Source organism: Jannaschia faecimaris (assembly GCF_900107415.1).
Lineage (GTDB): Bacteria > Pseudomonadota > Alphaproteobacteria > Rhodobacterales > Rhodobacteraceae > Jannaschia > Jannaschia faecimaris.
On sequence record NZ_FNPX01000004.1, the window covers coordinates 205,168 to 227,746 of the forward strand.

Annotated in this window: 20 protein-coding genes and 1 riboswitch; of the genes, 11 read left to right on the top strand and 9 right to left on the bottom strand. The window is 63.7% G+C overall.

Annotated features, from left to right (window positions below; translation table 11 throughout):
* Nucleotides 1–101: 101 nt before the first annotated feature.
* The 3 genes from BLV27_RS06860 to mnmA all read right to left on the bottom strand — a co-directional run bounded on the left by BLV27_RS06860 (nt 102) and on the right by mnmA (nt 2,421).
* Complete coding sequence (locus BLV27_RS06860) at nt 102–566, bottom strand: RDD family protein (RefSeq protein WP_244504573.1); 465 nt, start codon at nt 564–566, stop codon at nt 102–104.
* A gap of 66 nt (nt 567–632) precedes the next feature.
* Entirely contained in the window at nt 633–1,061 is a 429-nt protein-coding gene (locus tag BLV27_RS06865; protein ID WP_092644228.1) for a DUF2852 domain-containing protein, read from the bottom strand.
* Between the two features lie 217 nt (nt 1,062–1,278).
* Nucleotides 1,279–2,421: a tRNA 2-thiouridine(34) synthase MnmA gene (gene mnmA / locus BLV27_RS06870; protein ID WP_092644230.1), complete on the bottom strand. Its 1,143-nt coding sequence runs from the start codon at nt 2,419–2,421 to the stop codon at nt 1,279–1,281.
* 124 nt (nt 2,422–2,545) lie between these two features.
* On the opposite strand from mnmA, the gene sciP reads away from it, so the two are divergent.
* The 5 genes from sciP to BLV27_RS20010 all read left to right on the top strand — a co-directional run bounded on the left by sciP (nt 2,546) and on the right by BLV27_RS20010 (nt 8,337).
* Nucleotides 2,546–2,824: a CtrA inhibitor SciP gene (gene sciP / locus BLV27_RS06875; RefSeq protein WP_092644232.1), complete on the top strand. Its 279-nt coding sequence runs from the start codon at nt 2,546–2,548 to the stop codon at nt 2,822–2,824.
* Nucleotides 2,825–2,915: 91 nt separating this feature from the next.
* Nucleotides 2,916–3,623, top strand: a complete 708-nt coding sequence (gene ctrA / locus BLV27_RS06880) for a response regulator transcription factor CtrA (RefSeq protein ID WP_092644234.1) — start codon at nt 2,916–2,918, stop codon at nt 3,621–3,623.
* 148 nt (nt 3,624–3,771) lie between these two features.
* A complete protein-coding gene (gene ligA, locus BLV27_RS06885) occupies nt 3,772–6,015 on the top strand; it encodes an NAD-dependent DNA ligase LigA (protein WP_244504574.1) in 2,244 nt (747 codons plus the stop codon).
* A complete protein-coding gene (gene recG / locus BLV27_RS06890; protein WP_092644236.1) occupies nt 6,012–8,096 on the top strand; it encodes an ATP-dependent DNA helicase RecG in 2,085 nt (694 codons plus the stop codon). The genes ligA and recG overlap by 4 nt, the downstream gene beginning before the upstream one ends.
* 115 nt (nt 8,097–8,211) lie before the next feature.
* Nucleotides 8,212–8,337 (top strand): hypothetical protein, encoded by a 126-nt coding sequence (locus tag BLV27_RS20010; protein WP_280140292.1) that lies wholly within the window; start codon nt 8,212–8,214, stop codon nt 8,335–8,337.
* A gap of 466 nt (nt 8,338–8,803) precedes the next feature.
* On the opposite strand, the gene BLV27_RS06895 is transcribed toward BLV27_RS20010, so the two are convergent.
* Nucleotides 8,804–9,259 (bottom strand): iron-sulfur cluster assembly scaffold protein, encoded by a 456-nt coding sequence (locus tag BLV27_RS06895; protein ID WP_092644238.1) that lies wholly within the window; start codon nt 9,257–9,259, stop codon nt 8,804–8,806.
* Between the two features lie 67 nt (nt 9,260–9,326).
* Between BLV27_RS06895 and hisI the strand changes: the two genes are divergently transcribed.
* The 4 genes from hisI to eda all read left to right on the top strand — a co-directional run bounded on the left by hisI (nt 9,327) and on the right by eda (nt 13,202).
* A complete protein-coding gene (hisI, locus tag BLV27_RS06900) occupies nt 9,327–9,686 on the top strand; it encodes a phosphoribosyl-AMP cyclohydrolase (RefSeq protein ID WP_092644240.1) in 360 nt (119 codons plus the stop codon).
* Between the two features lie 133 nt (nt 9,687–9,819).
* Nucleotides 9,820–9,914, top strand: a riboswitch (TPP riboswitch).
* A gap of 41 nt (nt 9,915–9,955) precedes the next feature.
* A complete protein-coding gene (locus tag BLV27_RS06905; RefSeq protein ID WP_092644242.1) occupies nt 9,956–10,621 on the top strand; it encodes a TenA family protein in 666 nt (221 codons plus the stop codon).
* Between the two features lie 91 nt (nt 10,622–10,712).
* On the top strand, nt 10,713–12,518 hold the full coding sequence (edd, locus tag BLV27_RS06910) for a phosphogluconate dehydratase (protein ID WP_092644244.1): 1,806 nt from the start codon (nt 10,713–10,715) through the stop codon (nt 12,516–12,518).
* Nucleotides 12,519–12,569: 51 nt separating this feature from the next.
* The gene (gene eda / locus BLV27_RS06915) at nt 12,570–13,202 is read left to right on the top strand and encodes a bifunctional 4-hydroxy-2-oxoglutarate aldolase/2-dehydro-3-deoxy-phosphogluconate aldolase (protein WP_092644246.1); all 633 of its coding nucleotides are present in this window, start codon (nt 12,570–12,572) and stop codon (nt 13,200–13,202) included.
* A 12-nt stretch (nt 13,203–13,214) separates the two neighbouring features.
* On the opposite strand, the gene BLV27_RS06920 is transcribed toward eda, so the two are convergent.
* Entirely contained in the window at nt 13,215–14,108 is an 894-nt protein-coding gene (locus BLV27_RS06920) for a LysR family transcriptional regulator (protein ID WP_092644248.1), read from the bottom strand.
* A 102-nt stretch (nt 14,109–14,210) separates the two neighbouring features.
* Between BLV27_RS06920 and BLV27_RS06925 the strand changes: the two genes are divergently transcribed.
* Nucleotides 14,211–15,797 (top strand): NADH-quinone oxidoreductase subunit L, encoded by a 1,587-nt coding sequence (locus BLV27_RS06925; RefSeq protein ID WP_092644250.1) that lies wholly within the window; start codon nt 14,211–14,213, stop codon nt 15,795–15,797.
* Nucleotides 15,794–18,211 (top strand): YbcC family protein, encoded by a 2,418-nt coding sequence (locus tag BLV27_RS06930; protein WP_092644252.1) that lies wholly within the window; start codon nt 15,794–15,796, stop codon nt 18,209–18,211. The genes BLV27_RS06925 and BLV27_RS06930 overlap by 4 nt, the downstream gene beginning before the upstream one ends.
* 157 nt (nt 18,212–18,368) lie before the next feature.
* On the opposite strand, the gene BLV27_RS06935 is transcribed toward BLV27_RS06930, so the two are convergent.
* From BLV27_RS06935 to BLV27_RS06950, 4 genes are all read right to left on the bottom strand, one after another.
* On the bottom strand, nt 18,369–19,070 hold the full coding sequence (locus tag BLV27_RS06935) for a glutathione S-transferase family protein (protein WP_092644254.1): 702 nt from the start codon (nt 19,068–19,070) through the stop codon (nt 18,369–18,371).
* 140 nt (nt 19,071–19,210) lie between these two features.
* Nucleotides 19,211–20,593 (bottom strand): pyridoxal phosphate-dependent decarboxylase family protein, encoded by a 1,383-nt coding sequence (locus tag BLV27_RS06940; RefSeq protein ID WP_092644256.1) that lies wholly within the window; start codon nt 20,591–20,593, stop codon nt 19,211–19,213.
* A gap of 7 nt (nt 20,594–20,600) precedes the next feature.
* Nucleotides 20,601–21,404, bottom strand: a complete 804-nt coding sequence (locus BLV27_RS06945) for an isocitrate lyase/PEP mutase family protein (protein WP_092644258.1) — start codon at nt 21,402–21,404, stop codon at nt 20,601–20,603.
* Nucleotides 21,401–22,471, bottom strand: coding sequence for a pyridoxal phosphate-dependent aminotransferase (locus BLV27_RS06950; RefSeq protein ID WP_092644382.1), 1,071 nt, complete (start codon nt 22,469–22,471; stop codon nt 21,401–21,403). The genes BLV27_RS06945 and BLV27_RS06950 overlap by 4 nt, the downstream gene beginning before the upstream one ends.
* Between the last annotated feature and the right edge of the window lie 108 nt (nt 22,472–22,579).

The window sequence follows — 22,579 nt, forward strand, 5'->3', positions numbered from 1 at the left end:
CGGTTCGCTAGCCCCCTGACCGTAGCTACAAGGCCCGGCAGGTCAATCGAAAAGGCCTGCCGGGCCAGTGTGGTGCGAAATTTGGGACAATCGGTGTTGCTTTACGCGGGCCGGTTGATCGCCGCCGACCCAAGAACCAGGTCCGTCAGGCTTTGACGGCGGTCCGTGATCAGCATCGCCGCGATGGACGCCAGCATGGGCAACACGAACATCATCGAGCCGTAGTAGCCCAGAACGTGCAGGATCGACTGGGTGGTGTCGAACCGCTGCCCGTCATGGCCCCGCAACTCGATCCCCATCATCCGCATCCCCCACGTCGCCGAGCGGTTCGCGAGCGTCGAGACGCGGTAGAGCGTTCCGATGACGATGAAGAAAATTGGCCAGAGGAAGAACCCTATCGTCAAAGTGGCAATGCCCGCGCCCACGCTGAGCGCCGTGATGATCGCGACATCCACGATCCACGCAAAGCTGCGCTTGGCCAGTACGCCGTCATAGAACTGTGCCTCGATCATCGGGTCGGGCAGGCGGCTATCGTTTCGGTTGGTCATGTCGGTCCAATGGGTCATCGCGCGTTAAGTCTCCGGTGTTCGCGGTAAGGATGCCCCGCGCCCGGATGGCACGAGGCGTTGATATCAGGCGGCGTCCTTATCGTCACCGGTTTCGGCGTCGGTCCGCTTCTGGCGATCTTCCATGAACTGGTCGAACTCGGCCTTGTCCTTGGCTTCGCGCAGGCGCTGCAGGAATGTTTCGAACGCTTCCTGTTCGTCTTCGAGGCGGCGCAGCATATCGGCCTTATAGCTGTCGAATGCCACATTGCCCGAGCCGCGGAACCGGGTGGGGGCCATGCTACGGGCCGACCGGGCGCAGGATTCTCCACTGAACATGCGTTTACTCCATATCACGTAGGCCAGAATGGCGAGGCCGACTGGCCAGAAGAAGATGAATCCCAGAACCATCGTAGCGATCCAGGCACCCTTGCCGCGGGCATCGAGCCAGTCGGTCGCGCGGGTGAACCAGGACGCGGCGTTGGACGGTCCGGCGTAGGCGTGGGCGGGGGTCATGCAATCTCTCCTTGTGTGGCGGCCTGTCGGGCCGATCAATGTGAATGCTCTTCACATTACAGCAGATGGGAAGGCTCGCGTGTTGCTGCAAGGGGGTGGCGGGAAAAAAGTTAAACTGATTTACATTATCTGAAGTTGTCGAAGTTCTCACGGCTCTACCGTGATTGAATCGCACTTTAAGTACTTAATCCGGGGCTCCACTTCGGAAGTTTGTTGGTCAATAACCGCGCCAGATCCAGCCGCCGCCGAACACCCGCGTGCCGTCCAGATCATAAAAGACGCAGGCCTGTCCTGGACTCACGCCCTCCTCGGGCGTCAGCAATTCGACTTCGGCCAGGCCGCCCGGCTTGGGGCGCAGGATCGCTTCGCGTGGCGGACGTGTCGATCGAACCTTGACCCCGATGTGCCACTCGGCCCGGCTTTCCAACGGCTCTTCGCCGAGCCAGTTGATCTCGCGCAGGGGCACCAGCCGCGTGGCCAATTCCGACTTCGGCCCGACGACCACCTGCCGCGACTCCGGGTCCAGCTTCACGACGTAAAGCGGTTCGGACAGCCCGCCGATGCCTAGCCCACGGCGCTGGCCGATGGTGTAATGGATGACGCCTTCATGGCGGGCCAATTCGCGCCCCTCCATGTCGACGATCGCCCCCGGTTCACCGGCACCGGGGCGCAGCTTTTCGATAACGGCGGCATAGTCGCCATTTGGCACAAAACAGATGTCCTGGCTGTCGGGCTTATCAGCCACGGGCAGGCCGTACTTGGCCGCAAGCGCGCGCGTCGCGGCCTTGTCGGCAAGGTGTCCCAACGGAAAACGAAGATAATCCAGCTGTTCCCCGGTGGTGGAAAACAGGAAATAGGATTGGTCGCGCACCGGGTCGGCGGCCTTGTGCAATTCGGGGCCATTTGCGCCGATCTTGCGCTGAATGTAGTGGCCGGTGGCCATACAGTCTGCGTCCAGATCCTTCGCGGTCTCAAGCAGGTCGCGGAACTTCACCCGCTCATTGCAACGAATGCAGGGAACGGGCGTGGCTCCGCCAAGGTAGGCATCGGCGAATTCGTCGATCACCGACTCCCGGAAGGTGTTTTCATAGTCCAGAACGTAGTGCGGGAAGCCCATGGTTTCGGCCACGCGCCGGGCGTCATGGATGTCGCGGCCCGCGCAACAGGCCCCCTTCTTGGCCAGCGCCGCGCCGTGATCGTAGAGTTGCAGCGTCACGCCCACAACGTCGTAGCCTTCTTCGGCCAATTGCGCCGCCACGACCGAACTGTCGACGCCGCCCGACATCGCCACGACCACGCGTGTGTCAGCGGGAGCCTTTGGCAAGCCGAGCGAATTGAGTTGGGGCTGATCGAAGGGCATCTGCGACTCCTGACGGCGGAAGCGTTGCCACATATAGGAAAATCCGACATATTCACAAGGCGCGACTTCACTTTGGATTAACGCCCTCGCGGCAGGAAGGCCCGGCAGCAAAGAGGAGCCTGCCATGTATCTCAGGAAGGGACCGGGGCCACGGGTCGTCACCTTACCCGACGGCAGCCAGATGTCGCGCGCCGATTTGCCGCCGCAAGGCACGAACCGTTGGGTCGCACGGCGCAAGGAGGCGGTCGTTCGCGGAGTTCAGGCGGGCCTGATCACGCGCGAGGATGCGATAAAAATTTACGATTTGTCGGATGAAGAGCTCGATAGTTGGGAGCATGCCATGGCGAGTCATGGCAAAAACGGCCTGAAAACCACGCTGCTACAGCAGTACCGAAAAACTTAAGATGATTGTACTGATCCGTCTTTAAGTGGTAACGGTAAGTTAACCATTTGGGAAACAGGGTATCACCGAAATTAGCCCCCTGGAGAGAGTGATGCGAATTCTGCTCGTCGAAGACGATCCGACTACGTCCAAGAGCATCGAAATGATGCTTGGAAGCGCCAACCTGAATGTTTACTCCACCGACATGGGTGAGGAAGGCATCGACTTGGCCAAGCTGTATGACTACGATCTCATACTTCTTGACCTGAATCTGCCGGACATCAACGGGCACGACGTGCTCAAGCAACTGCGGATGAGCCGGATCGAGACTCCCATCCTCATCCTATCTGGCTCTGACGATACCGAAAACAAGATTCGCGGTTTCGGCGTTGGTGCCGATGACTACATGACCAAGCCGTTTCACCGGGATGAGTTGATCGCCCGGATCCACGCGATTGTACGCCGCTCCAAGGGGCACTCACAATCTGTTATCCGTACCGGGCAGGTCGCCGTGAATCTCGACGCCAAATCGGTGGAGGTTGACGGGCGCGGCGTGCATCTGACCGGCAAGGAATATCAGATGCTGGAGCTTCTATCCCTGCGCAAGGGCACCACGCTCACGAAGGAGATGTTTCTTAATCATCTCTACGGCGGCATGGACGAGCCGGAGCTTAAGATCATCGATGTATTCATCTGCAAGTTGCGAAAGAAGCTGTCTGTTGCCACGGGCGGCGAGACCCACATCGAGACCGTCTGGGGCCGCGGCTATGTCCTTCGTGACCCCGAAGGCAGCAGGAATGCGGATCTTATGCAGGCCTGATTGACCGCGCGACTGGATCAAGACAACGGCGGGCGGTGCAGATCGTCCGCCTCTTTCGTGTCTGATCGACAGTGTTCGGCCGGAATCGGTGGAAAGGAACCGGGTGTCGCCCTATCACCTGCTGGTATGAGGATGAGAGGGAACAGCCGTGGCAGGTGATGCGGAAATCGACGTTGATGACCTGACCGAGGAGCAGGCCCGCACCGAGTTGGCGCGCCTGACCGAGATTCTGACGCAGGCCAATGTCGCGTACCACGTCGAGGATGCGCCTCGGATTGACGACGCGACCTATGACCGGCTCAAGCGTCGCAACGGTGCGATCGAAGACCGTTTCCCGGCCCTGAAACGCCCCGATAGCCCGACCGAGCAAGTCGGCGCGGCACCATCCGAAGGGTTCGGCAAGATCCGACATGCGATGCGGATGTTGTCGCTGGCCAATGCTTTCGACGACGATGACGTCGCGGATTTCGATGCCCGCATTCGACGCTACCTCGATTTTGCGCCTGACGCGCCGCTGGCCTTCACCGCCGAACCCAAGATCGACGGGCTGAGCTTGTCGCTGCGCTACGAGAACGGCAAACTTGTCCACGCGGCCACGCGCGGCGACGGTGAAGTTGGGGAAGATGTTACAGTCAATGCGCGGACCATCGCCGACATCCCCATCGTGGTTGAAGGTGCACCCGATGTGCTTGAGGTGCGGGGCGAGGTCTACATGTCCCATGCTGATTTCGCCGCGTTGAACGAACGGCAGTCCGAGGTGGGAGCCAAGATTTTCGCCAATCCCCGCAATGCCGCTGCTGGCAGCCTGCGCCAACTGGACCCGGCCATCACGGCATCCCGACCCTTGAAATTCTTCGTCTATGGCTGGGGAGAGCTTTCAAAGCCATTGGCCGAGACACAGTGGGACGCGCTCAAGCGATTGGAAGCCCTCGGGTTCAAGGCCAATCCTGAAACGCGCCTTTGCCAAAGCGTTGATGAAATCATCGCCTGCTATAAGGCCATTGGTCAGGCGCGGGCCGAACTGGGCTATGACATCGACGGCGTTGTCTACAAGGTCGACGATCTTGCGTTGCAGGCGCGGCTGGGCCTGCGGTCGACCACGCCACGCTGGGCCATCGCGCACAAGTTTCCCGCCGAAACCGCATGGACCCGGCTGATCGGCATCGATATTCAGGTGGGACGCACCGGCGCGCTTTCGCCCGTGGCGCGGTTGGAACCCGTGACCGTCGGTGGCGTCGTCGTGTCGAATGCGACGCTGCACAACGAAGATTACATCGCGGGACGGGACGCCAAGGGGCATTCTATCCGGAGCGGAGACCTGCGTGTGGGCGACCGGGTGGAAATCTACCGTGCGGGCGATGTGATCCCCAAGGTTCGCGACATCGACCTGTCGGCCCGGCCCGACGGCACCACGCCCTTCGTCTTTCCTGAAACCTGCCCTGAATGTGGCAGTCCGGCGTACCGCGAACCGGGCGAAAGCGTGCGGCGTTGTTCGGGCGGGTTGATCTGTCCGGCGCAGCGGGTCGCGCGGCTGAAGCATTTCGTGGCGCGCGGCGCGATGGATATCGACGGGTTGGGCGACAAGGAAGTCGAGCGGTTCCACGACCTGAACTGGGTTCGGGAGCCGGCCGACATCTACACACTCGCCGCGCGCCACGGGACCGGGCTCCAGACGGTTGCCAACCTTGAGGGCTGGGGTGAAACCTCTGCCCACAATCTTTTCAATGGGATCGAGGCCTCGCGCACCCGAAGCCTGGCGCGCGTGCTCTTCGGGCTGGGTATCCGCCACTTGGGCGAGGTCGCGGGCCGCGATTTGGCTCGGCATTTCGGTGACTGGTCGACCTTCGTGGCCATTGTCGATGCGGCCTTGCCGGCCGCCGAGGCACACCGCACCGCCGAGGCCGCCGTGCTGGCCGAACGCGCCGCCGCCGAGGACGAGGGGCGCCGCGCGAAGCTGACCGAGGTGCGCACGCCAATCTGGGCTGAGGTGCCCGAACCCGCCCGCGCCGCTTGGGAGGAGTTGACGGGCATCGACGGTATCGGCGCGACGTTGGCCCTGGCGATCTGCGATGCGATGGGCGCACCCCAGGAACGGCGCGCCATAGATGCGCTGCTGGAGCAGTTGTCCCCCGCGCCGCCCGAGGCCGTGGCAAGTGCCAGTCCCGTGGCCGGCAAGACAGTTGTCTTCACGGGCACATTGGAAAAGATGACGCGCGCCGAGGCGAAAGCCCGCGCCGAAAGTCTTGGTGCCAAGGTATCGGGGTCGGTTTCAAAGAAAACTGATATCCTGGTTGCTGGCCCCGGGGCGGGGTCCAAAGCAACCAAGGCCGCTGAACTGGGTGTCGAGACGATGGACGAGGATGCCTGGCTGGCCCTCATTGGTGGCCGGTGACGGGTCGGCCAGAGCCTTTGTTTCCGCTGTTCGCCGGTTTGGAAACGCTGCCCGGCGTGGGTCCGAAGACTGCGAAGCTATTGGCAAACCTGGCGGTCGCAACGCCTAAGGACCTGATCTTCACCCTGCCCACGAGCGGCGTCGACCGGACCCCGGTCGCGTCGGTCCGCGATGCCGTTCTGCCGGGTGTGGTCACGGTGCCGGTCACCGTCGGGCACCACATCGCGCCTTCGGCCCGTGGGCGGCCCTACCGGATCGAGGTGGAGGACGCGAAGACGACGTTCCAAGTCGTCTACTTCCGCGGATCCGCCGATCTGCACGCGCGGTCCCTTCCAACCGGGCAGCGCCGCATCATTTCGGGCAAGGTCGAGCTTTACGACGGCGTCGCCCAGATGCCGCATCCCGACTATGTGCTTTCGGAGAATGAGACGCTGCCCGCTTTCGAGCCGATCTATCCATTGACTGCGGGCCTCGCGGCCAAGCTGATGCGGCGCGCGGTGGACGCGGCGTTGCTGCGCGTGCCCGAGATGCCGGAATGGGTTGATTCGCAGGTGGTTGCCGAGAAGAGCTGGCCCGGATTCGCAGATGCCTTGCGCCAGGCGCATCACCCCGAGGATGCGCGTGATCTTTCGCCCGGAACCGTCGCGCGGCAGCGGTTGGCCTACGACGAGTTGTTCGCGCATCAGGTCACGCTCGCCTTGGCCCGTTCGACCGAGCGGCGACGCAAGGGCGTGGTGACCGAAGGCGATGGGCGTTTGCGGCGCAAGGTTCTTGCCGCCTTGCCCTACAAACCGACCGTGGCGCAGCAGCGGTGCGTTCAGGAAATCGCCGATGACATGGCCGCGCCGCGCCGCATGAACCGTTTGCTGCAAGGCGACGTTGGGTCGGGCAAGACGCTGGTCGCGCTGATGTCGCTTCTGACGGCGGTCGAGGCCGGAGGGCAGGGCGTGTTGATGGCCCCGACCGAAATCCTTGCGCGGCAGCACGCCGAAGGGTTGCGCCCGCTAGCAGATGCCGCCGGCGTCGTGCTTGAACTGCTGACCGGGCGCGACAAGGGGAAGGAGCGTCAAGCCAAGCTGGACGCGCTGGCCCGCGGCGATATCCAAATCCTGGTGGGCACCCATGCTGTGTTCCAACGCGATGTGGCATTCGACGACCTGCGCCTTGCAGTCATCGACGAACAGCACCGCTTCGGTGTCCGCCAACGGATGTTGCTGGGCGAAAAGGCGGCCACAACCGACGTTCTTGTCATGACTGCGACGCCGATTCCGCGATCCCTTGCGCTCACGCAGTATGGCGACATGGATCTGAGCGTTCTGGATGAAAAACCGCCCGGTCGCACGCCGATCCAGACGGCCACCGTCCCGGTCAGCCGGATGGACGACGTCGTGGCCAAACTGCGCGCTGCCGTGACCGAGGGGCGTCAGGCCTATTGGGTTTGTCCGCTGGTCGAGGAATCGGAGGTGGTCGATACAACGTCGGCCGAGGAACGGTTCCGATCCTTGCGCGCGGCTTTGGGCGAAGGCGTCGTTGGAATGGTCCATGGCCAGATGCCCCCGGCCGAGAAAGACGCCGCGATGGCCGATTTCATCGCCGGCCGCACCAGCGTCCTCGTTGCGACCACGGTGATCGAGGTCGGGGTGAACGTGCCGAACGCCTCCATCATGGTGATCGAGCGGGCGGAGACTTTTGGCCTCGCGCAATTGCACCAGTTGCGCGGTCGGGTAGGGCGGGGGGCTGCGGCGTCCACTTGCCTGCTGATGTACAAGGCCCCGCTTGGGGAAACTGCCGAGGCCCGCCTGCGGATTCTGCGCGAAAGCGGGGACGGATTTCGAATCTCCGAAGAGGATCTCGCACTTCGGGGCGCGGGTGACGTCATCGGAACGGCGCAGTCCGGTCTGCCGCGCTTCCGGGTGGCGGACCTTGAACGCCACGCTGCCTTGATGGAGCTGGCCAGCCGCGATGCCCGCGCGCTTTTGTCAAGAGATCCGGCGCTGGAAACCGACCGTGGTCGGGCTGCGCGAATGTTGTTGTGGCTAACGGAACAGGACAGGGCGCTGCGACTGTTGTCCGTGGGTTAGGTCCAATAAGGGGAACAAATGCGGTTTGTTCTCAAATGTTCTAATAAAGTTCTTTACTTTTCCCGTGCGGGGTGAGAACAAAGAGACAACAAGAGCAGCAACAGGAGGTCCGACAATGACCCGCAAGATCAAGAACGCCGTCACCCGGATCGAAAATGCCCCGCTGACCGATATTCTAGGTGGTGTATGGCTTGTGACCCTGATGCTGAGCTTGATGCACCTTCCGTCGCTCATCGTTTGAGAGGATTTTCCTGACCGCGTTCCTGCGCGGCACCCGTTTTACAGTTACTGCCTGCATATCTTCGCTTGATGCCGTTTGCGCGCCTCCCCATGCGCGCGGCGGCGGTCGCCGCCTTCGTCCCCTTGGCTGCGACTAGGCCCGATCCGTTCCGCCCCGAACATCGGCCGCTGCCCAACGAGCCAAGTATGCCACTTCGCCGCCACCTCCGCCCAACGGAGTGTGGCGGTTTTTTTGTCTTCCCAATTTTCTGACTTCGGCGCGCCAGGCATTCGAACGTCTCACCATCACTGTGCAGAAACCGGTGCCCGCCGTCATGACCCCCATGCCGCCTTGTTCAACGCCCCTGAACCGTTCGGCAAAGCGCCAATCGCCTCGGCGGTTTGCTATGCCCGCGCTGCGGGCCGGGCCGGTCGCGAGCTGCGCACGGCTTCGAAATCGCGGCTTGATCCGCCATCAGGCAGGGGATCTACCGGTCCGTCAGTTCCGTCGCCGTGACCTGCTCCAGAGCTTCGACCGTCGCATCCAGCGCCAGCAGGATCGACGCATGACGGTTTTTGAAGTCGCGGGCCGGGGTCAGCACCTCAAGACCGTCAAAGGGGGCGTCGGGTACCGGCCCGTCGGCTTTCAGCATCGCGCGCAATTGGTCGCGGGCACGGCGCACTTCGTCCAAGTCGCGCCCGATCATTGCGGCCCCCGATACCGCGGCCGAGGCCTGGCCGAGCGCACAGGCCTTGACGTCCTGCGCATAGTGCACGATCCGCCCGTCTTCCGCATCCAGCGATACCGTCACCGTAGAGCCGCACAAAGGCGAGCGTTTGCGCACCGTCACCTGCGGCGAGTCGAGCGGCGCTGTCGCCGGCATGTCCGCAGCCAATGCCAAAATGCGGCCGGAGTAGAGCTTGATCAGATCATTGTCGGGCATCGGGCTTTCCTCGTCGACGTCTGATCCTTAGGTAGCGTCCGCAACCCCGGATGCAAAGGTGCGCCAAATGAACTTCGACCCTGCAACCCTGCGATATGACGCCGCTGGCCTGATCCCCTGCGTGGCCCAGGACCACGCCACGAACGAGGTTCTGATGATGGCCTGGATGAACGCCGACGCCGTGGCGCGAACGCTCGAAACCGGGCGCGTCACCTATTGGTCACGGTCGCGTCAGGCCTTCTGGGTCAAGGGCGAAACCTCGGGCCACGTTCAGAAGTTGATCGATTTGCGTGTCGATTGCGACCGCGACTGCCTGCTGGCGCTGGTCGAACAGACGGGCCCGGCCTGCCACACCAACCGGCGAAGCTGTTTCTTTACCGCCCTGCGCGACGGGGACGAGGTTGAGTTGTCCAAACCGATGGAGTGACGGCGAGGGCCGCTTCCTGCACCGCCAGAGCGCCACGCCCGACTAGCCACACCACGTTTTGTCGAGGCAGGTCGCGGTTTGCCCAGCCCTGTCCAAGACCGGTTTGACATGTCTGCCCGCCCATGGGACGCAGGCATTGCGACAGGGGCATCCGGGAAACCGGGTTGAGACGTACCCTTGGAACCTGAACCGGCTCATACCGGCGGAGGAAGTTGCGCTTGAGGCCATATGGCCTGCGTATCTCCGCTGTTAATTCAAAGGGATACGAAATGACGTTCACACAGGAACTTTGGTCCGGAACCTCCGCCCTGCAGGATGCGATCCTGACTATGCCCTTCAACCGTGCGCTGTCTGACGGTACCCTGCCGACCGAGGTTTTCCGCGGCTACATCGTGCAGGACGCGCATTACCTTGAGGGGTTCGCCCGCTCGTTGGCCATCGCCGCCGGGCGTGCGCCCGATGCCGACGCGATTGCACTGCTGGCCGGGGGCGCGAATGGTGCGATTGCCGCCGAGCGGCAGTTGCACACGGAATACATGACGCTCTACGGGATCACACCCGCACAGTTCAGCGCCACGCCGCCGTCGCGCAGTTGCGATCACTATATCAGTTTCCTGATCCGTCACGCCGCTGTTTCACCGTTCCCCGTTGCAGTCTGCGCGATTTTACCGTGCTTCTGGATCTATAATGTCGTGGGTCAGCACATTCACGCGCTGGCAGCCCCGGACCATCCCTATCGCGCATGGGTCGACACCTACGCCTCCGAAGCGTTCGGGCACGCGGTTCAAAACATGCTCGACCTGACGAACCGTCTGGCTCAGGAGGCCGGGCCCGAAACCCGCGCCGCGATGCACCATGCCTTCGCGCAGGCGTCTTGGCATGAGTGGATGTTCTGGCAGAGCGCCGATGACGGCGAAACCTGGCCTAATCCCTGAGATTTTCCGCCGACGCTGTCGGGCTTTCTGATTCTTACCCTTGAACCGTTAGCGCTAACGGTGCATTTGGAAAGAAAGAGGAGGGCCCGACATGCCGCTGGACAGCCGAATCGAAGCCATCACCGACCGTATTCGCGAACGCTCGTACGAGAGCCGGAGCGCCTATTTGAAACGAATGTACGATCAGGCCCAGCAGGGGCCGCGCCGCGCCCACCTGGATTGCGGAAACCAGGCTCACGCCTATGCTGCCATGGGCGAGCAGAAGGGCGATCTGGTGGCCGATCGCGCGCCGAACATCGGGATCGTCACCGCTTACAACGACATGCTGAGCGCGCACCAGCCGTTCAAGGACTACCCCGACCGCATCAAGGCCGCCGCCCGCGCCGTTGGGGCCACCGCTCAGGTCGCGGGCGGTGTACCCGCCATGTGCGACGGCGTTACGCAGGGCCAACAGGGTATGGAACTGTCGCTGTTCTCCCGCGACGTAATCGCGCTCGCCGCCGGTATCGCGCTTTCGCACAATACCTTCGATTCCGCGCTTTATCTCGGCATCTGCGACAAGATCGTACCGGGGCTGGTCATCGCCGCGGCCACCTTCGGCTACCTTCCGGGTATCTTCGTGCCGGCCGGTCCCATGACCTCCGGGCTGCCCAACGATGAAAAGGCCCGCGTGCGCCGCGACTTCGCCGAGGGCAAGATCGACCGGGCCGAGCTGATGAAGGCCGAAATGGCCAGCTATCATGGCCCCGGCACCTGCACCTTCTACGGCACGGCCAATTCCAACCAGATGCTGATGGAGTTCATGGGGCTGCACCTGCCAGGTGCATCCTTCATCAACCCCGGCACACCGCTGCGCGATGCGCTGACCGACTCCGCAGCCGTCCGTGCGACCGAAATCACCGGTCTTGGCAATGCCTTCACGCCGATCTGCGACGTGCTGGACGAAAAGGCTTACGTGAACGGGCTTGTGGGGCTGATGGCGACGGGCGGGTCGACGAACCTCGTCCTTCACCTGATCGCCATGGCCCGCGCGTCCGGCGTGATCCTGACCTGCGCCGACTTCGACGCCATATCCGACGCGACCCCCCTGATGGCGCGGGTCTATCCGAATGGACTGGCCGACGTGAACCACTTCCACGCCGCCGGTGGCCTGCCGTTCATGATCGGCAAACTCCTCGACAAAGGGCTGCTGCACGAAGATGTCAGCACGGTCGCGGGGCAGGGCCTGTCGGCTTACGCCACGGAACCCAAGCTCACGGACGGTCGCGTCACTTGGCATCCCGGCCCGACCGAGACGCTGAACGACAAGGTTCTCAAGACCCCTGACGCGGCCTTCGCGACGTCGGGCGGGCTAAAGCAGGTCCACGGCAATCTGGGCCTGGGCGTCATGAAGATTAGCGCCGTCGCCAAGGAACACCGCGTCATCGAGGCTCCCGCCCGCGTCTTCCACACGCAGGAAGACGTGAAGATCGCGTTCCGCGCAGGAGAGCTGGACCAGGACACGATCGTCGTCGTCCGCTACCAGGGCCCCAAGGCTAACGGCATGCCCGAGTTGCACGGCCTTACGCCGGTGCTGACGGTCCTGCTGCAACGGGGGCACAAGATCGCGCTGGTGACCGACGGGCGCATGTCCGGGGCCTCGGGCAAGCTGCCCGCGGCGATCCACGTCTCGCCCGAAGCGCTGGATGGCGGCCTGATCGGCAAGATCGAGGATGGCGACATCATCCGCGTCGATGCCACCGCCGGGGTGCTGCAGGTGCTGACCGAGGGTGTAGATGCCCGCAAACCGGTCCAACCCGACCTCAGCGCGAACGAACACGGTCTGGGACGCGAACTCTTCAGCTTGTTCCGCGCGACGGCTGGGCGCTCCGATCAGGGGGCAGGGGTGGTCGTCTAGGCTTTTCTGCTTCACAAATACTCAACCCGACACTTGCCAAAGGCACCGTCCATGACACCGCAAGACCAGTCCAAATCCGCCCGTGACATCGCGGGCCTCGCCCCCGTAATTCCCGTTCTCGTCCTTGACGACGTGTCGCATGCTGCCCCCTTGGCCGAGGCGCTTGTGGCGGGCGGGTTGCCCGCGCTGGAGGTAACGCTGCGAACGCCCGCAGCGCTCGACTGCATCCGTGCGATGGCCGCTGTGCCGGGCGGAGTCGTCGGGGCTGGCACCTTGCTGACCCCGGCGGACGTGAAAGCGGCCAAGGCGGCGGGGGCGACCTTCGGTGTGTCACCGGGGGCGACCGACACCCTGATACAGGCTTGCGTCGACGAGGATCTGCCGTTGCTTCCGGGGGCGGCCACCGCGACCGAAGCGATGCTTCTTCTGGAAAAGGGCTTTGACATGCTCAAGTTCTTCCCCGCCGAGGCCTCGGGCGGTGCGGCGGCGCTCAAGGCCATCGGCGCGCCAATCCCCCAGATCAGCTTTTGTCCGACCGGCGGCGTCAGCCTGAAAAACAAAGCCGACTACCTCGGTTTGCCAAACGTCATCTGTGTCGGCGGCAGCTGGGTCGCCCCCAAGGACATGATGGTCGCGGGCGACTGGGCCGGGATCGAGCAACTCGCCCGCGAGGCCCGCACCTGACCTGCCCCGACTTCAGGGAAGGCTGCGGGACTTGTCCGGCCGCTCGAACAAGACGTCAAGCAAGGGGTTGGGGAACTTCCGCTTGGCGGTGACCGCATGAAAGCTTTCGGACAGGCCGATCACGTGATCGGCCTCTTTCAGCAAACCTGATTCCAGTTCGTTCTTGACCACGATGGGCGGAAGCACGGCCAGGCCGATGCCTTCGCGCGCCAATAGGCGCATCATGGCCATGTCATCCACTTCTGCGGCCAGCACCGGCCTGACACCCAACTGGGCGCAAAGCGCGTCGAATCCGGCCCGCACGGGGCTTTCCAAAGTGGGCACGATCATCGGATTTGAAGCCAGAAGATCGAAAAGCGTTTCCCCGCCTTCAATCCGTTCCGGTTTGCCGATCAGGCTGACGGTTTGCTGGGATACGGGGTGAACGATGAACGACGTGAGCGCATCAGCCGTCGGCGCGCGGTTGGTCAGCACCACATCAAGGCTGAGCGTTTCCAGCGCCTGCATCAGTTCGATGGACGTGCCGGATCGCAGGACCAGCTCAACCTGCGGCTTGCCCAGAAGGGGGCGCAGGAACTCGATCTGGAAATTGCGCGACAACGTGGCAAGGGCACCGACGCGCAACACCTGCTGCGCGCTTCCCGTCCTGCGCAAAGTGGCGATCATCTCCCGACCGGCCCCGAAGATCGTATCCGCGTAATCCAGCGCGATCCGTCCCGCCTCGGTCAAATGCAACTGCCGATTGCGTCGCTCAAACACGCGCTGGCCAAGCCGGTCCTCCAGCTTGCGGATTTGAACCGAGATCGCGGATTGCGACAGATTGAGTCGCGCAGCCGTCCGGGTCAGGTTGCCGTCGTGGGCGACCTCCCAGAAATAGCGCAGATGATTGTAATTCATGTCGGACATTCCATTCGCTTTAAGCGAACGATACGTTTCGAACAATGAATTTTTATATCGATGGCAGGTTGCGTATGACGACGCGACCCAACGTCCGCCATCGGAGGCCCCATGCCTATCCACCTGTTGCCCCTTCTTGCCCCCGCCGTATTTCTTGGCGCGGCTGTCTTGCTACATTTCCGGCGCGACCTGTCGGTACGCACTGCCGCTCACCTGTCCGAGACAGCGGCAATTGTAGCCCTGATCGTTGCCATCCTGTCGGTTGCGACCCTGATTTCGCAGGGTTCAGGCGACAGCCCGCTTCTGGGACTGGCTGGCGTCGGTCTCTCTGCGCGTGTTGACGTGGTAAGCACCGTCATGGTGCTGCTCGTATGCTTCATCGGCTGGGTCGTAGTTCGCTTTGCCCGTACCTATCTGGACGGTGAGGCCCGGCAGACCGACTTTTCGATATGGCTGCTGGGGACGCTGGCCGCGGTGGCGCTGTTGGTGCAATCCGGTAATATTCTTCAGTTCGTCGGCGCGTGGGTCGCGACCAGCCTTTGCCTACACCGGCTGCTGTTGTTCTATCCCGGTCGCGTTGTCGCACAGCGGGCCGCCTACAAGAAATTCGTGACGGCGCGGATCGGCGATGCCGCATTGATCCTGGCCACGATCCTTTTGATCGCTACCTATGGCACGACGCAAATCTCGCAGATGCTGGCGGCGGCGCGCCTGGGTGAAGGGGGCGGGCTGGCTGTCGGGGGCGCGGCCCTGCTGGCGCTTGCCGCGGTACTCAAGTCCGCGCAATTCCCGACCCATGGCTGGCTGACCGAGGTGATGGAGGCACCGACGCCCGTATCCGCCCTGCTGCACGCGGGTGTGGTGAATGGGGGTGGGTTCCTGCTGATCCGGTTTGCCGACATCATGCTGTTGTCGCCGCTGGTGCTTGCGGTTCTGGTTGGGATCGGCGGCTTCACCGCGCTTTTTGGCGGGATGGTCATGTTGACACAGCCAACGGTCAAGGTTTCCCTGGCGTGGTCGACCGTGTCGCAGATGGGCTTCATGATCCTGCAATGCGGCTTGGCGCTCTTTCCGCTGGCCCTGCTGCATATCGTCGCCCATTCGCTCTACAAGGCGCATGCATTCCTGTCCGCAGGCGGCGCGGTAGAGCGGGTTGCGGCAATCCGCAAGCCCGGCCCGGTGGCGGTGCCCGATCTGGGGGCCGTCGTGCGCGCCTTCGGCCTGGCCATTGCGATCTATGGCCTTGTCTACCTGGCGTCCGGCATCCTGATTGGGTTCGGAAGCAAGTCACCGCAGGCCGTGGCGCTTGGCGCGATCCTGATCTTCGGGGTGGCCTATCTTTTGGCGCAGGGGCTTGCCGATGCCGCCCCGCGCGCCCTGACACGCCGCATGGCGCTTATGTCGGTGGTGGCGACGGTTGCGTATCTTGCGCTGCAACGTGGGTCGGAATGGCTGACGGCGGGGACGCTGCCGCCGACGCCTATGGCCGGACCATTGGAATGGGCGCTGACCCTTCTGGCGCTGTTCACTTTCGGCGCGGTGGCGCTGGCACAATCAACTTTGCCGCTTTGGTCGCATCACCCTGCGGTACAGGGGCTGCGCGTTCACCTGTCGAACGGTTTTTACATCAACGCCATCGAAGATCGCCTTCTCAAAGGCTGGTCCCGTAACACCTCGAAATCAGGAGCCAAGTCATGAAGACCGACACACCTGCCAGGTTTTCCGGCACGCAACTGGAATTCATTGCCGCATCGGAAGTGGCAAGCCGCGCAATTCCTCCGCTTTGGCCCCTTGCATCCTCGGTCGCGGTCAATCCCTTCCTTGGCCAGACGGATCAGACCCTGACTCAGGTTTCCGGGTTATTGGGGCGCGTCGCGGGAACGCACGTGACGATGCCGAACGACTGGTATCTGACCCGCATCGGCGATGGTACAATTACTGATATGGATCTCACGGAGGCACTTACGCTTGCACCTGCAGGCGCGCCCGCGAGCATCGAGGCGCTGAAGGCGGCGGCCGCTGCACCGGACGAGGTGCCCCAACCCTTGCCGACGGTCGCGCATTTGGCCCAAGGGGTGTCGGGCATCGACTGGCCGGGCCTGATCGAAGACCGGATCGGCAACTGGGCCGCGGGCTATTTCGACACGGGACAGGCGTTGTGGCAGGTGACATCCGGGCGCGATGCCTTCGAGAGTTGGCAGATATTCGCCAGCCGTGACCTGACGCCCGAGATCGCCGGACTGACCGGCTTTGCCGCCACGGTCGCCGCTTTGCCCGGACGGTCGCGCAGTGCGTTGTCGCTGGCCTGCGATGCGCTTGGCCTGGCACCGGATGCCTGTGCTACCTATTTTCACCAGTTGCTTCTGGGGCAGGGGGGCTGGTCACAGGTGGCGCGGCAACGTCTTTGGCAGGCGGAGTTGAAGGGGCAGACGGACCCGATCACCACGGACATGCTGACGATCCGCCTGATCTGGGAACAGGCGTTGCTGGCGCAATACGCGCCGCAGATCGGGGCGCGCTGGTCCGAGGTTTGTGCCGCACATGCCTCCCCGTCCGAACCCACGGCAGCCCAGGTCGCCGCTGGCGTCCTTCAGGACGCGGCCGAGCGGGCCGCCCAGCGTACCTTGGCCGGGGTCCTGTCCGCGCCTGCGCAGGACACGCCGCAGGAACGGCCCGCGCTTCAAGCGGCGTTCTGCATCGACGTGCGGTCCGAAGTCTTCCGCCGCGCGTTGGAAAGCCTCGATCCTTCCATCCAGACGATTGGATTTGCAGGGTTCTTCGGTCTGACGCCCGCACATCGGGACTTTGCTTCGGACGTTGATGAAGCGCGGTTGCCAGTTCTGCTCAATCCCGGATTACACAGCACGGCCACCAGTTCCGATAACGCCGATGCCGATCAATCTGCCCGGCTGAGGGCCCGTGCCGAACGCGCATGGGGCCGGTTCAAACTGGCGGCCGTGTCCTCGTTCGCCTTCGTGGAGGCGACCGGCCCGGTCTATGTCGGGAAGCTTTTGCGCGATGCCCTGCGCCGACCGTCAGGTTCGGGGGATGTCGACTTTCAACCCCACTTCAGCGACGACTTCGCCTTGTCGGATCGGGTCGCCGCCGCGGCAACCATCCTGCGCGCCATGTCGCTGACCGACAACTTCGCGCCGCTGGTCCTGCTGGTCGGTCACGGGGCGAGTGTGGTGAACAATCCCCATGCCAGTGCCCTGCATTGCGGTGCCTGTGGCGGCTACAAGGGTGACGTCAACGCGCGGCTTCTTGCCGGTATGCTAAACGATGCGGACCTTCGCACCGGACTGGAGGAACAGGGGATCACGATCCCGGCCGATACCGTTTTCGTCGGGGCGCTGCACGATACGACTACGGATGCGGTCTCGCTTTATGATGCCGATACCGGGATTTCCGCGCCGAAGACAGTGGTCGAACAAGCAAAGGGCTGGTTGGCCAAAGCGGCCAAGGTCGCCCGGACGGAGCGAGCCCTGCGCCTGCCGCGCGCCGACGGTGAGGCCACGATCACCAACCGGAGCGTCGACTGGGCCGAGACACGGCCCGAATGGGCCTTGGCGGGATGTAACGCCTTCATCGCGGCCCCCCGCAAACGGACCCGCGGCAAGGCGCTGGGCGGTCGGGCATTCCTGCACGACTACGACTGGACCGGGGATGACGGATTTGGTGTTCTGGAACTGATCCTGACGGCACCTGTCGTCGTCGCCAGCTGGATTAGCCTGCAATACTACGGCTCGGTCGTGGCACCTGACATGTTCGGCGCGGGCAACAAACTGCTGCACAATGTGACCGGCGGCATCGGTGTGGTCGAAGGCAACGGCGGCAACCTGCGCGTCGGCCTGCCGTGGCAATCGGTGCACGACGGCGAAAACTTCGCGCATGACCCGCTGCGGTTGTCGATCTGCGTGGAAGCCCCGGCCGAGGCTGTCTCGGATATCCTTGCCCGCCACTCCGAGGTACGCGCCCTGTTCGACAACCGCTGGCTGCACCTTTTCTTGTTGGATGGCAATGGTCAGATCGCACAACGCTATGCGGGCGACCTTGAATGGTCTGAATTCGGTGATCAATCAGGGCTGGCGGCGCAGGTCGTCGCGGCGTGAATGCGCAAGCCCCAAAATTTTGGGGCCTTGCTGCACATTACGGGAACCACGCGCTCTCTCTAGCGATGCGTGGTATCCGCACTTCCGGTGCGGTGCACGGGTGTCTTGAGGCCATGCCGGCACCGACAGAACAGAGGCGGAATTCAACTGCCGCCTGTCAGGCCACGGGCAAGCACCCTTTTCCATACAGACCAGGTGCCGCAACTCCGTAGGCTTCCGCGCGTTTGAACGCGGCACGTGCCCGAAGCCGTTCCAGGTACGCAAGTGTGAGGGGCGACTTTCCCGCATCCAGATCCATGATGCCCCAGTTGTGGAAGGTGTGCAGGCTCCAACCACAGGTCGTATCGGCCACGCTGAAGCCACTTGCCAGAAGGTAGTCGTTTTGACGGTCTTCGAAATGTGCCTCGAACCGGTCGATAGTTGCACTGAACACGCCGCGCATCGGATCGACCACGCGGTCCCTCAGCTCATCACGGGAGAGATCCCGATCCATGAGCGTAGGCATCAGCGGAACGCGGAGCGTGATGGCGGTCTCGGCCATTGCGATCCACTGCAGAACTTCGATCCTTTCCTCGGTCGTTCCGAACAGACATTGCCGCTTCCCCAACCGCTCGGCGACGATTTGCGAAATGACACCCGACTCGGAGATCTCCTGCCCATCCATCAGGAGCGTCGGAAGCTTGTGCGAATGAACCACGCCGTGTTCACGCATTTGCGGGCCGTATGGTTCGCCAGGCCGCAGCATACAGACCTCGAAATCGATGTCGCCAAGCTCCTCGAGCAGCCAGATGCATCGAAACGCCCGGGATTGCGCAAACCCCGGAACGGTAACGTGGAACAGTCGGGGTGGCGATGCCATTCGCGCCTTCCTTCAGAAACAGGATGGCAGGCTAATCGGCGACGTCGCTGCGGGACAACCCGTCCGGACACGCGCGTTTGGAATATCGCCTAGTCCAAACTCTCATGGACGATGGGGTGCCTTGGCCCGGCCCGCCGCCTTCAGCGCAGCTCCCGGATCACGTGCAGCGCCCCCATCACGTCGTCGCGCGTGCAATCCCAAGTCCCGCAAGTGAAGCGGATGACGAACCGGCCCGCGTGTTTCGTTTGCGTCAGGTAGATGCGCCCATCCGCGTTGATCCGTGTCAGCAGGGCTTCGGTCGCTGCATCCCCCTCGGTCAGCGCGAAGGTGAACAGCGACAGGCGCGGCTCGGTCACGATGTCGATGCCCGCCTCGGCGCGCAGCATTTCGCATAACTCCCGCGTCCAGGCGACGTGATTGCGGATCCGCGACCGCACCCCGTCCAGCCCATGCGCCCGCAGAACGAACCACAGTTTCAGCGCCCGCATCCGGCGACCCAGCGGCACCGTCCATTCGTTAAAATTGACGACCTCCTCGGCCTCCAACGTCTCCAGAAACGACGGGCGCAGTCCCATCGTGCGGATCTGGTCCACGGGGTCGCGGATGAACTGAACCGCGCAGTCGAACTGGGCACCCATCCACTTGTGCGGATTGAAGACGAGCGAGTCGCACGCTTCCGCGCCCGCCATAAGGGGGTGAAACTCGGGGCAGACCATGGCAGACCCGGCCCAGGCGGCGTCCACATGCGTCATCAGGTCGTGCGCACGCGCCACGGGCAGACAGGCCGCGATGTCGTCAAAGGCCCCGACCGCAGTGCCGCCCGAACAGAACACGATGCCTGCGGGCACATACCCCGCGCTCAGGTCGGCCTCGATGGCCGAGCGGAGCGCCTTCGGATCCATCGACAGATCGTCGCGGGTCCCGACCTTGACCAGATTGTCCTGCCCGATGCCTGCCAGTCGCACGGCCTTGTCGACCGACGTGTGGGTCTGTGCGCTGGCATAGATCCGTAGGCGGGGCTGCCCCGACAGACCCTCGGTCAGGCCCGCGAAGTTCAACGCCCGTTCCCGCATGGTCAGCACGGCCGACAGGGTTGCGGTTGTCGCGCTGTCGTGGATCGTGCCGGTCCAACCCTGGGGCATGTCCAGCGCGCGCAGCAACCAGCGGATCATGCCCTGCTCAAGTTCGGTCGCGGCGGGCGACGTCTGCCAAAGCATGCCCTGCGCCCCGATTCCCGAGATCAACTGCTCGGCCAGTATCGAGGCGGGTGCCGCGTTGGCAGGAAAATAGGCAAAGAAGCGGGGGTGCTGCCAGTGGGTCAGCGCGCCGGGGATCAGGGCCTCGAAATCGGCGAAGATCGTCTCGGGCGGCTCGGGCGCGTCGGGGGCCGCCTGAGGCAGTTGCGCCAGAACCTCGCCCGGCACGACGGGCGCACGCACCGGCCTGTCACGAAGCCCGGCGTGATAGACCGTGATCCAGTCGGCAGCGCGCTTGGACCAGTGGTTCAGATCATCGTGGTTCATTTCACCCCTACCTTGCACCGTCTTCCAGATAGCCGTCCACTTCACCGCTGCCGATGCCGCCAAGTTTGGTAAAGTTGCCCGCGCCGAACATGTCGTGCGCGGCATCGCGGATCGTCTGGTGCGTCGCCCGCGCCAATGCGGACCCCAAGGAAATGCGCGCAACACCGGCGGCGGCGAATTCGTCGCGCGTGGTCTGCGTCCAGGGTCCGGCGGCCAGCGCGTTCACTGGGGCGGTGACAGCGGCGCAGATCCGCGTCAGCCCCTCAAGTGTTTCAGGCATCGGTACATAGAGGACGTCCGCCCCCGCCGCTTCGAACGCTTGAATGCGGGCAATCGCCTCTTCGATGTCATACGCCCCGGTCATCACCCCGTCGGCGCGGGCGCAGAAGACGAAATCATGGTTTGCCCGCCGCGCCTCGGCCACTGCTGCTTTCACCCGCGCAACGCTTACCGTCAGGCCATAGGCCGCGCCGTCCGCGTCCACATCCTCGATACAGCACCCGGCCAGTCCCGCACGCGCGGCTTCAGCAACGGTGTCGGCGGCATCCGACGGCTCGGGGCCGAAGCCATCCTCAAGATCGGCGGAGACCGGGCACTTCAGATGATTGGCCAGATCCTTGGCATGCGCTATCGCTTCCGTTCGGGACACGCGCCCACCGTCAGGTAGGCCCCGTGTGAAGGCAAATCCGGCCGAAGATGTGGCGATTGCCTGCGCCCCAAGCGCCCGCAGCATCCGGGCCGACCCGACGTCCCATGCGTTGGCAAGAATGAACGGATTGCCGGGTTGGTGCAGGGCACGGAAGTCACTCATGTCGTCGTCTCCTTGGCGAAGGTCAGAAGGGTGTCGAGGGCGATCAGCAGTTCGTCGCCGGGCCGGGTCAGGGCAAGCCGGACATGACCGGTCGCCGCCTCGCCGAAACTCTCGCCCGGCATGACAGCGATGCGGTGCCGATCCAGCAAGGCGCGCGCAAAGGCGGTCCCAGTCATGCCGCAGGCGCGGACGTCCAGTATCAGGTACATCGCCCCGCCGGACGGTATCACGCCCACGGTCTGTTGTCGCGCCAACCGCGCCAGGCAGGCATCCCGACGGTGGCGGAAGGGCGCGGCGATCCGCGCTTCGAACGCATCGCCCAAGGCTAGCGCGTGCAATGCCGCGCCCTGTATGTAGCCGGGCGGCCCATAAGTCGTCGTGTTGCACAGGTCCGCAGCCCCGGCGATGGCATCGACCGGCCCTACCAGCCATCCCAGACGGCTGCCCGTCATTGCATGACCCTTGGACATCGACCCCACTACCAGCCTACGCGCCGCCATATCCGGCAAGGCACGCGGGCTAAGGTGCGGGCCGGTCCAGACCTGTGCGTCATACACCTCGTCGGAAATGAGCCAGAGGTCGCGCGTGCGGGCCAGGTCGGCGGCACGCGGCTGAAACCCATCCTCGGGGCGCGCGCGCACCGGAACCGGAACCAGGCCCGCAGCACGAGCGGTCGCTGGGTTGGAGGTATAGAAAGGATCGGGAAACAGGACATGCGCCCCCGGATCGGCGATCGTCATGCAGGTGGCGAACAGCGCGAACTGCCCGCCCATCGTGAGGGCCACGTTGTCGCGCGTGGTTGTCACACCGGTCCGGGCCTGCACCCGCGCCGCGATCGCATCGCGCAGGGCAGGTGTCCCCGTCAGGGGCGCGTAACCGGTGTGGCCCGCCCGCGCCGACGCCGCCAGCGCGTCCAGGATCACCGGATTCGTCCCCGTGTCATGTTGCCCCACAGTCATGTCGATCACGGCCGCGCCTGCATCGCGCAGCGCACGGGCGGCGGAATAGATGGCCCAGCCGTCCCGGGTCTGGGCGATGCTGCGAACGCGGGTGGACGTCATGCTCATGGCCAGCATGGGGACACGGGCGCGCGGTGACTGTCAAACCCTGAACGCCTCGTTCTGGGAGGCCGCGCTCTTGGCAGGGTCTGAGGGGCGTGCTAGGGCGCGCCCATG

What these genes read in the sequence shown, in the direction of transcription:
- mnmA (WP_092644230.1), bottom strand. Translation starts at nt 2,421, where the DNA reads ATGCCCTTCGATCAGCCCCAACTCAATTCGCTCGGCTTGCCAAAGGCT.
- BLV27_RS06940 (WP_092644256.1), bottom strand. Translation starts at nt 20,593, where the DNA reads ATGAACCACGATGATCTGAACCACTGGTCCAAGCGCGCTGCCGACTGG.
- BLV27_RS06950 (WP_092644382.1), bottom strand. Translation starts at nt 22,471, where the DNA reads ATGAGCATGACGTCCACCCGCGTTCGCAGCATCGCCCAGACCCGGGAC.
- BLV27_RS06935 (WP_092644254.1), bottom strand. Translation starts at nt 19,070, where the DNA reads ATGGCATCGCCACCCCGACTGTTCCACGTTACCGTTCCGGGGTTTGCG.
- BLV27_RS06930 (WP_092644252.1), top strand. Translation starts at nt 15,794, where the DNA reads ATGAAGACCGACACACCTGCCAGGTTTTCCGGCACGCAACTGGAATTC.
- BLV27_RS20010 (WP_280140292.1), top strand. Translation starts at nt 8,212, where the DNA reads ATGACCCGCAAGATCAAGAACGCCGTCACCCGGATCGAAAATGCCCCG.
- BLV27_RS06860 (WP_244504573.1), bottom strand. Translation starts at nt 566, where the DNA reads ATGACCCATTGGACCGACATGACCAACCGAAACGATAGCCGCCTGCCC.
- eda (WP_092644246.1), top strand. Translation starts at nt 12,570, where the DNA reads ATGACACCGCAAGACCAGTCCAAATCCGCCCGTGACATCGCGGGCCTC.
- hisI (WP_092644240.1), top strand. Translation starts at nt 9,327, where the DNA reads ATGAACTTCGACCCTGCAACCCTGCGATATGACGCCGCTGGCCTGATC.
- sciP (WP_092644232.1), top strand. Translation starts at nt 2,546, where the DNA reads ATGTATCTCAGGAAGGGACCGGGGCCACGGGTCGTCACCTTACCCGAC.
- BLV27_RS06925 (WP_092644250.1), top strand. Translation starts at nt 14,211, where the DNA reads ATGCCTATCCACCTGTTGCCCCTTCTTGCCCCCGCCGTATTTCTTGGC.
- BLV27_RS06865 (WP_092644228.1), bottom strand. Translation starts at nt 1,061, where the DNA reads ATGACCCCCGCCCACGCCTACGCCGGACCGTCCAACGCCGCGTCCTGG.
- ctrA (WP_092644234.1), top strand. Translation starts at nt 2,916, where the DNA reads ATGCGAATTCTGCTCGTCGAAGACGATCCGACTACGTCCAAGAGCATC.
- BLV27_RS06945 (WP_092644258.1), bottom strand. Translation starts at nt 21,404, where the DNA reads ATGAGTGACTTCCGTGCCCTGCACCAACCCGGCAATCCGTTCATTCTT.
- BLV27_RS06920 (WP_092644248.1), bottom strand. Translation starts at nt 14,108, where the DNA reads ATGTCCGACATGAATTACAATCATCTGCGCTATTTCTGGGAGGTCGCC.
- BLV27_RS06895 (WP_092644238.1), bottom strand. Translation starts at nt 9,259, where the DNA reads ATGCCCGACAATGATCTGATCAAGCTCTACTCCGGCCGCATTTTGGCA.
- edd (WP_092644244.1), top strand. Translation starts at nt 10,713, where the DNA reads ATGCCGCTGGACAGCCGAATCGAAGCCATCACCGACCGTATTCGCGAA.
- BLV27_RS06905 (WP_092644242.1), top strand. Translation starts at nt 9,956, where the DNA reads ATGACGTTCACACAGGAACTTTGGTCCGGAACCTCCGCCCTGCAGGAT.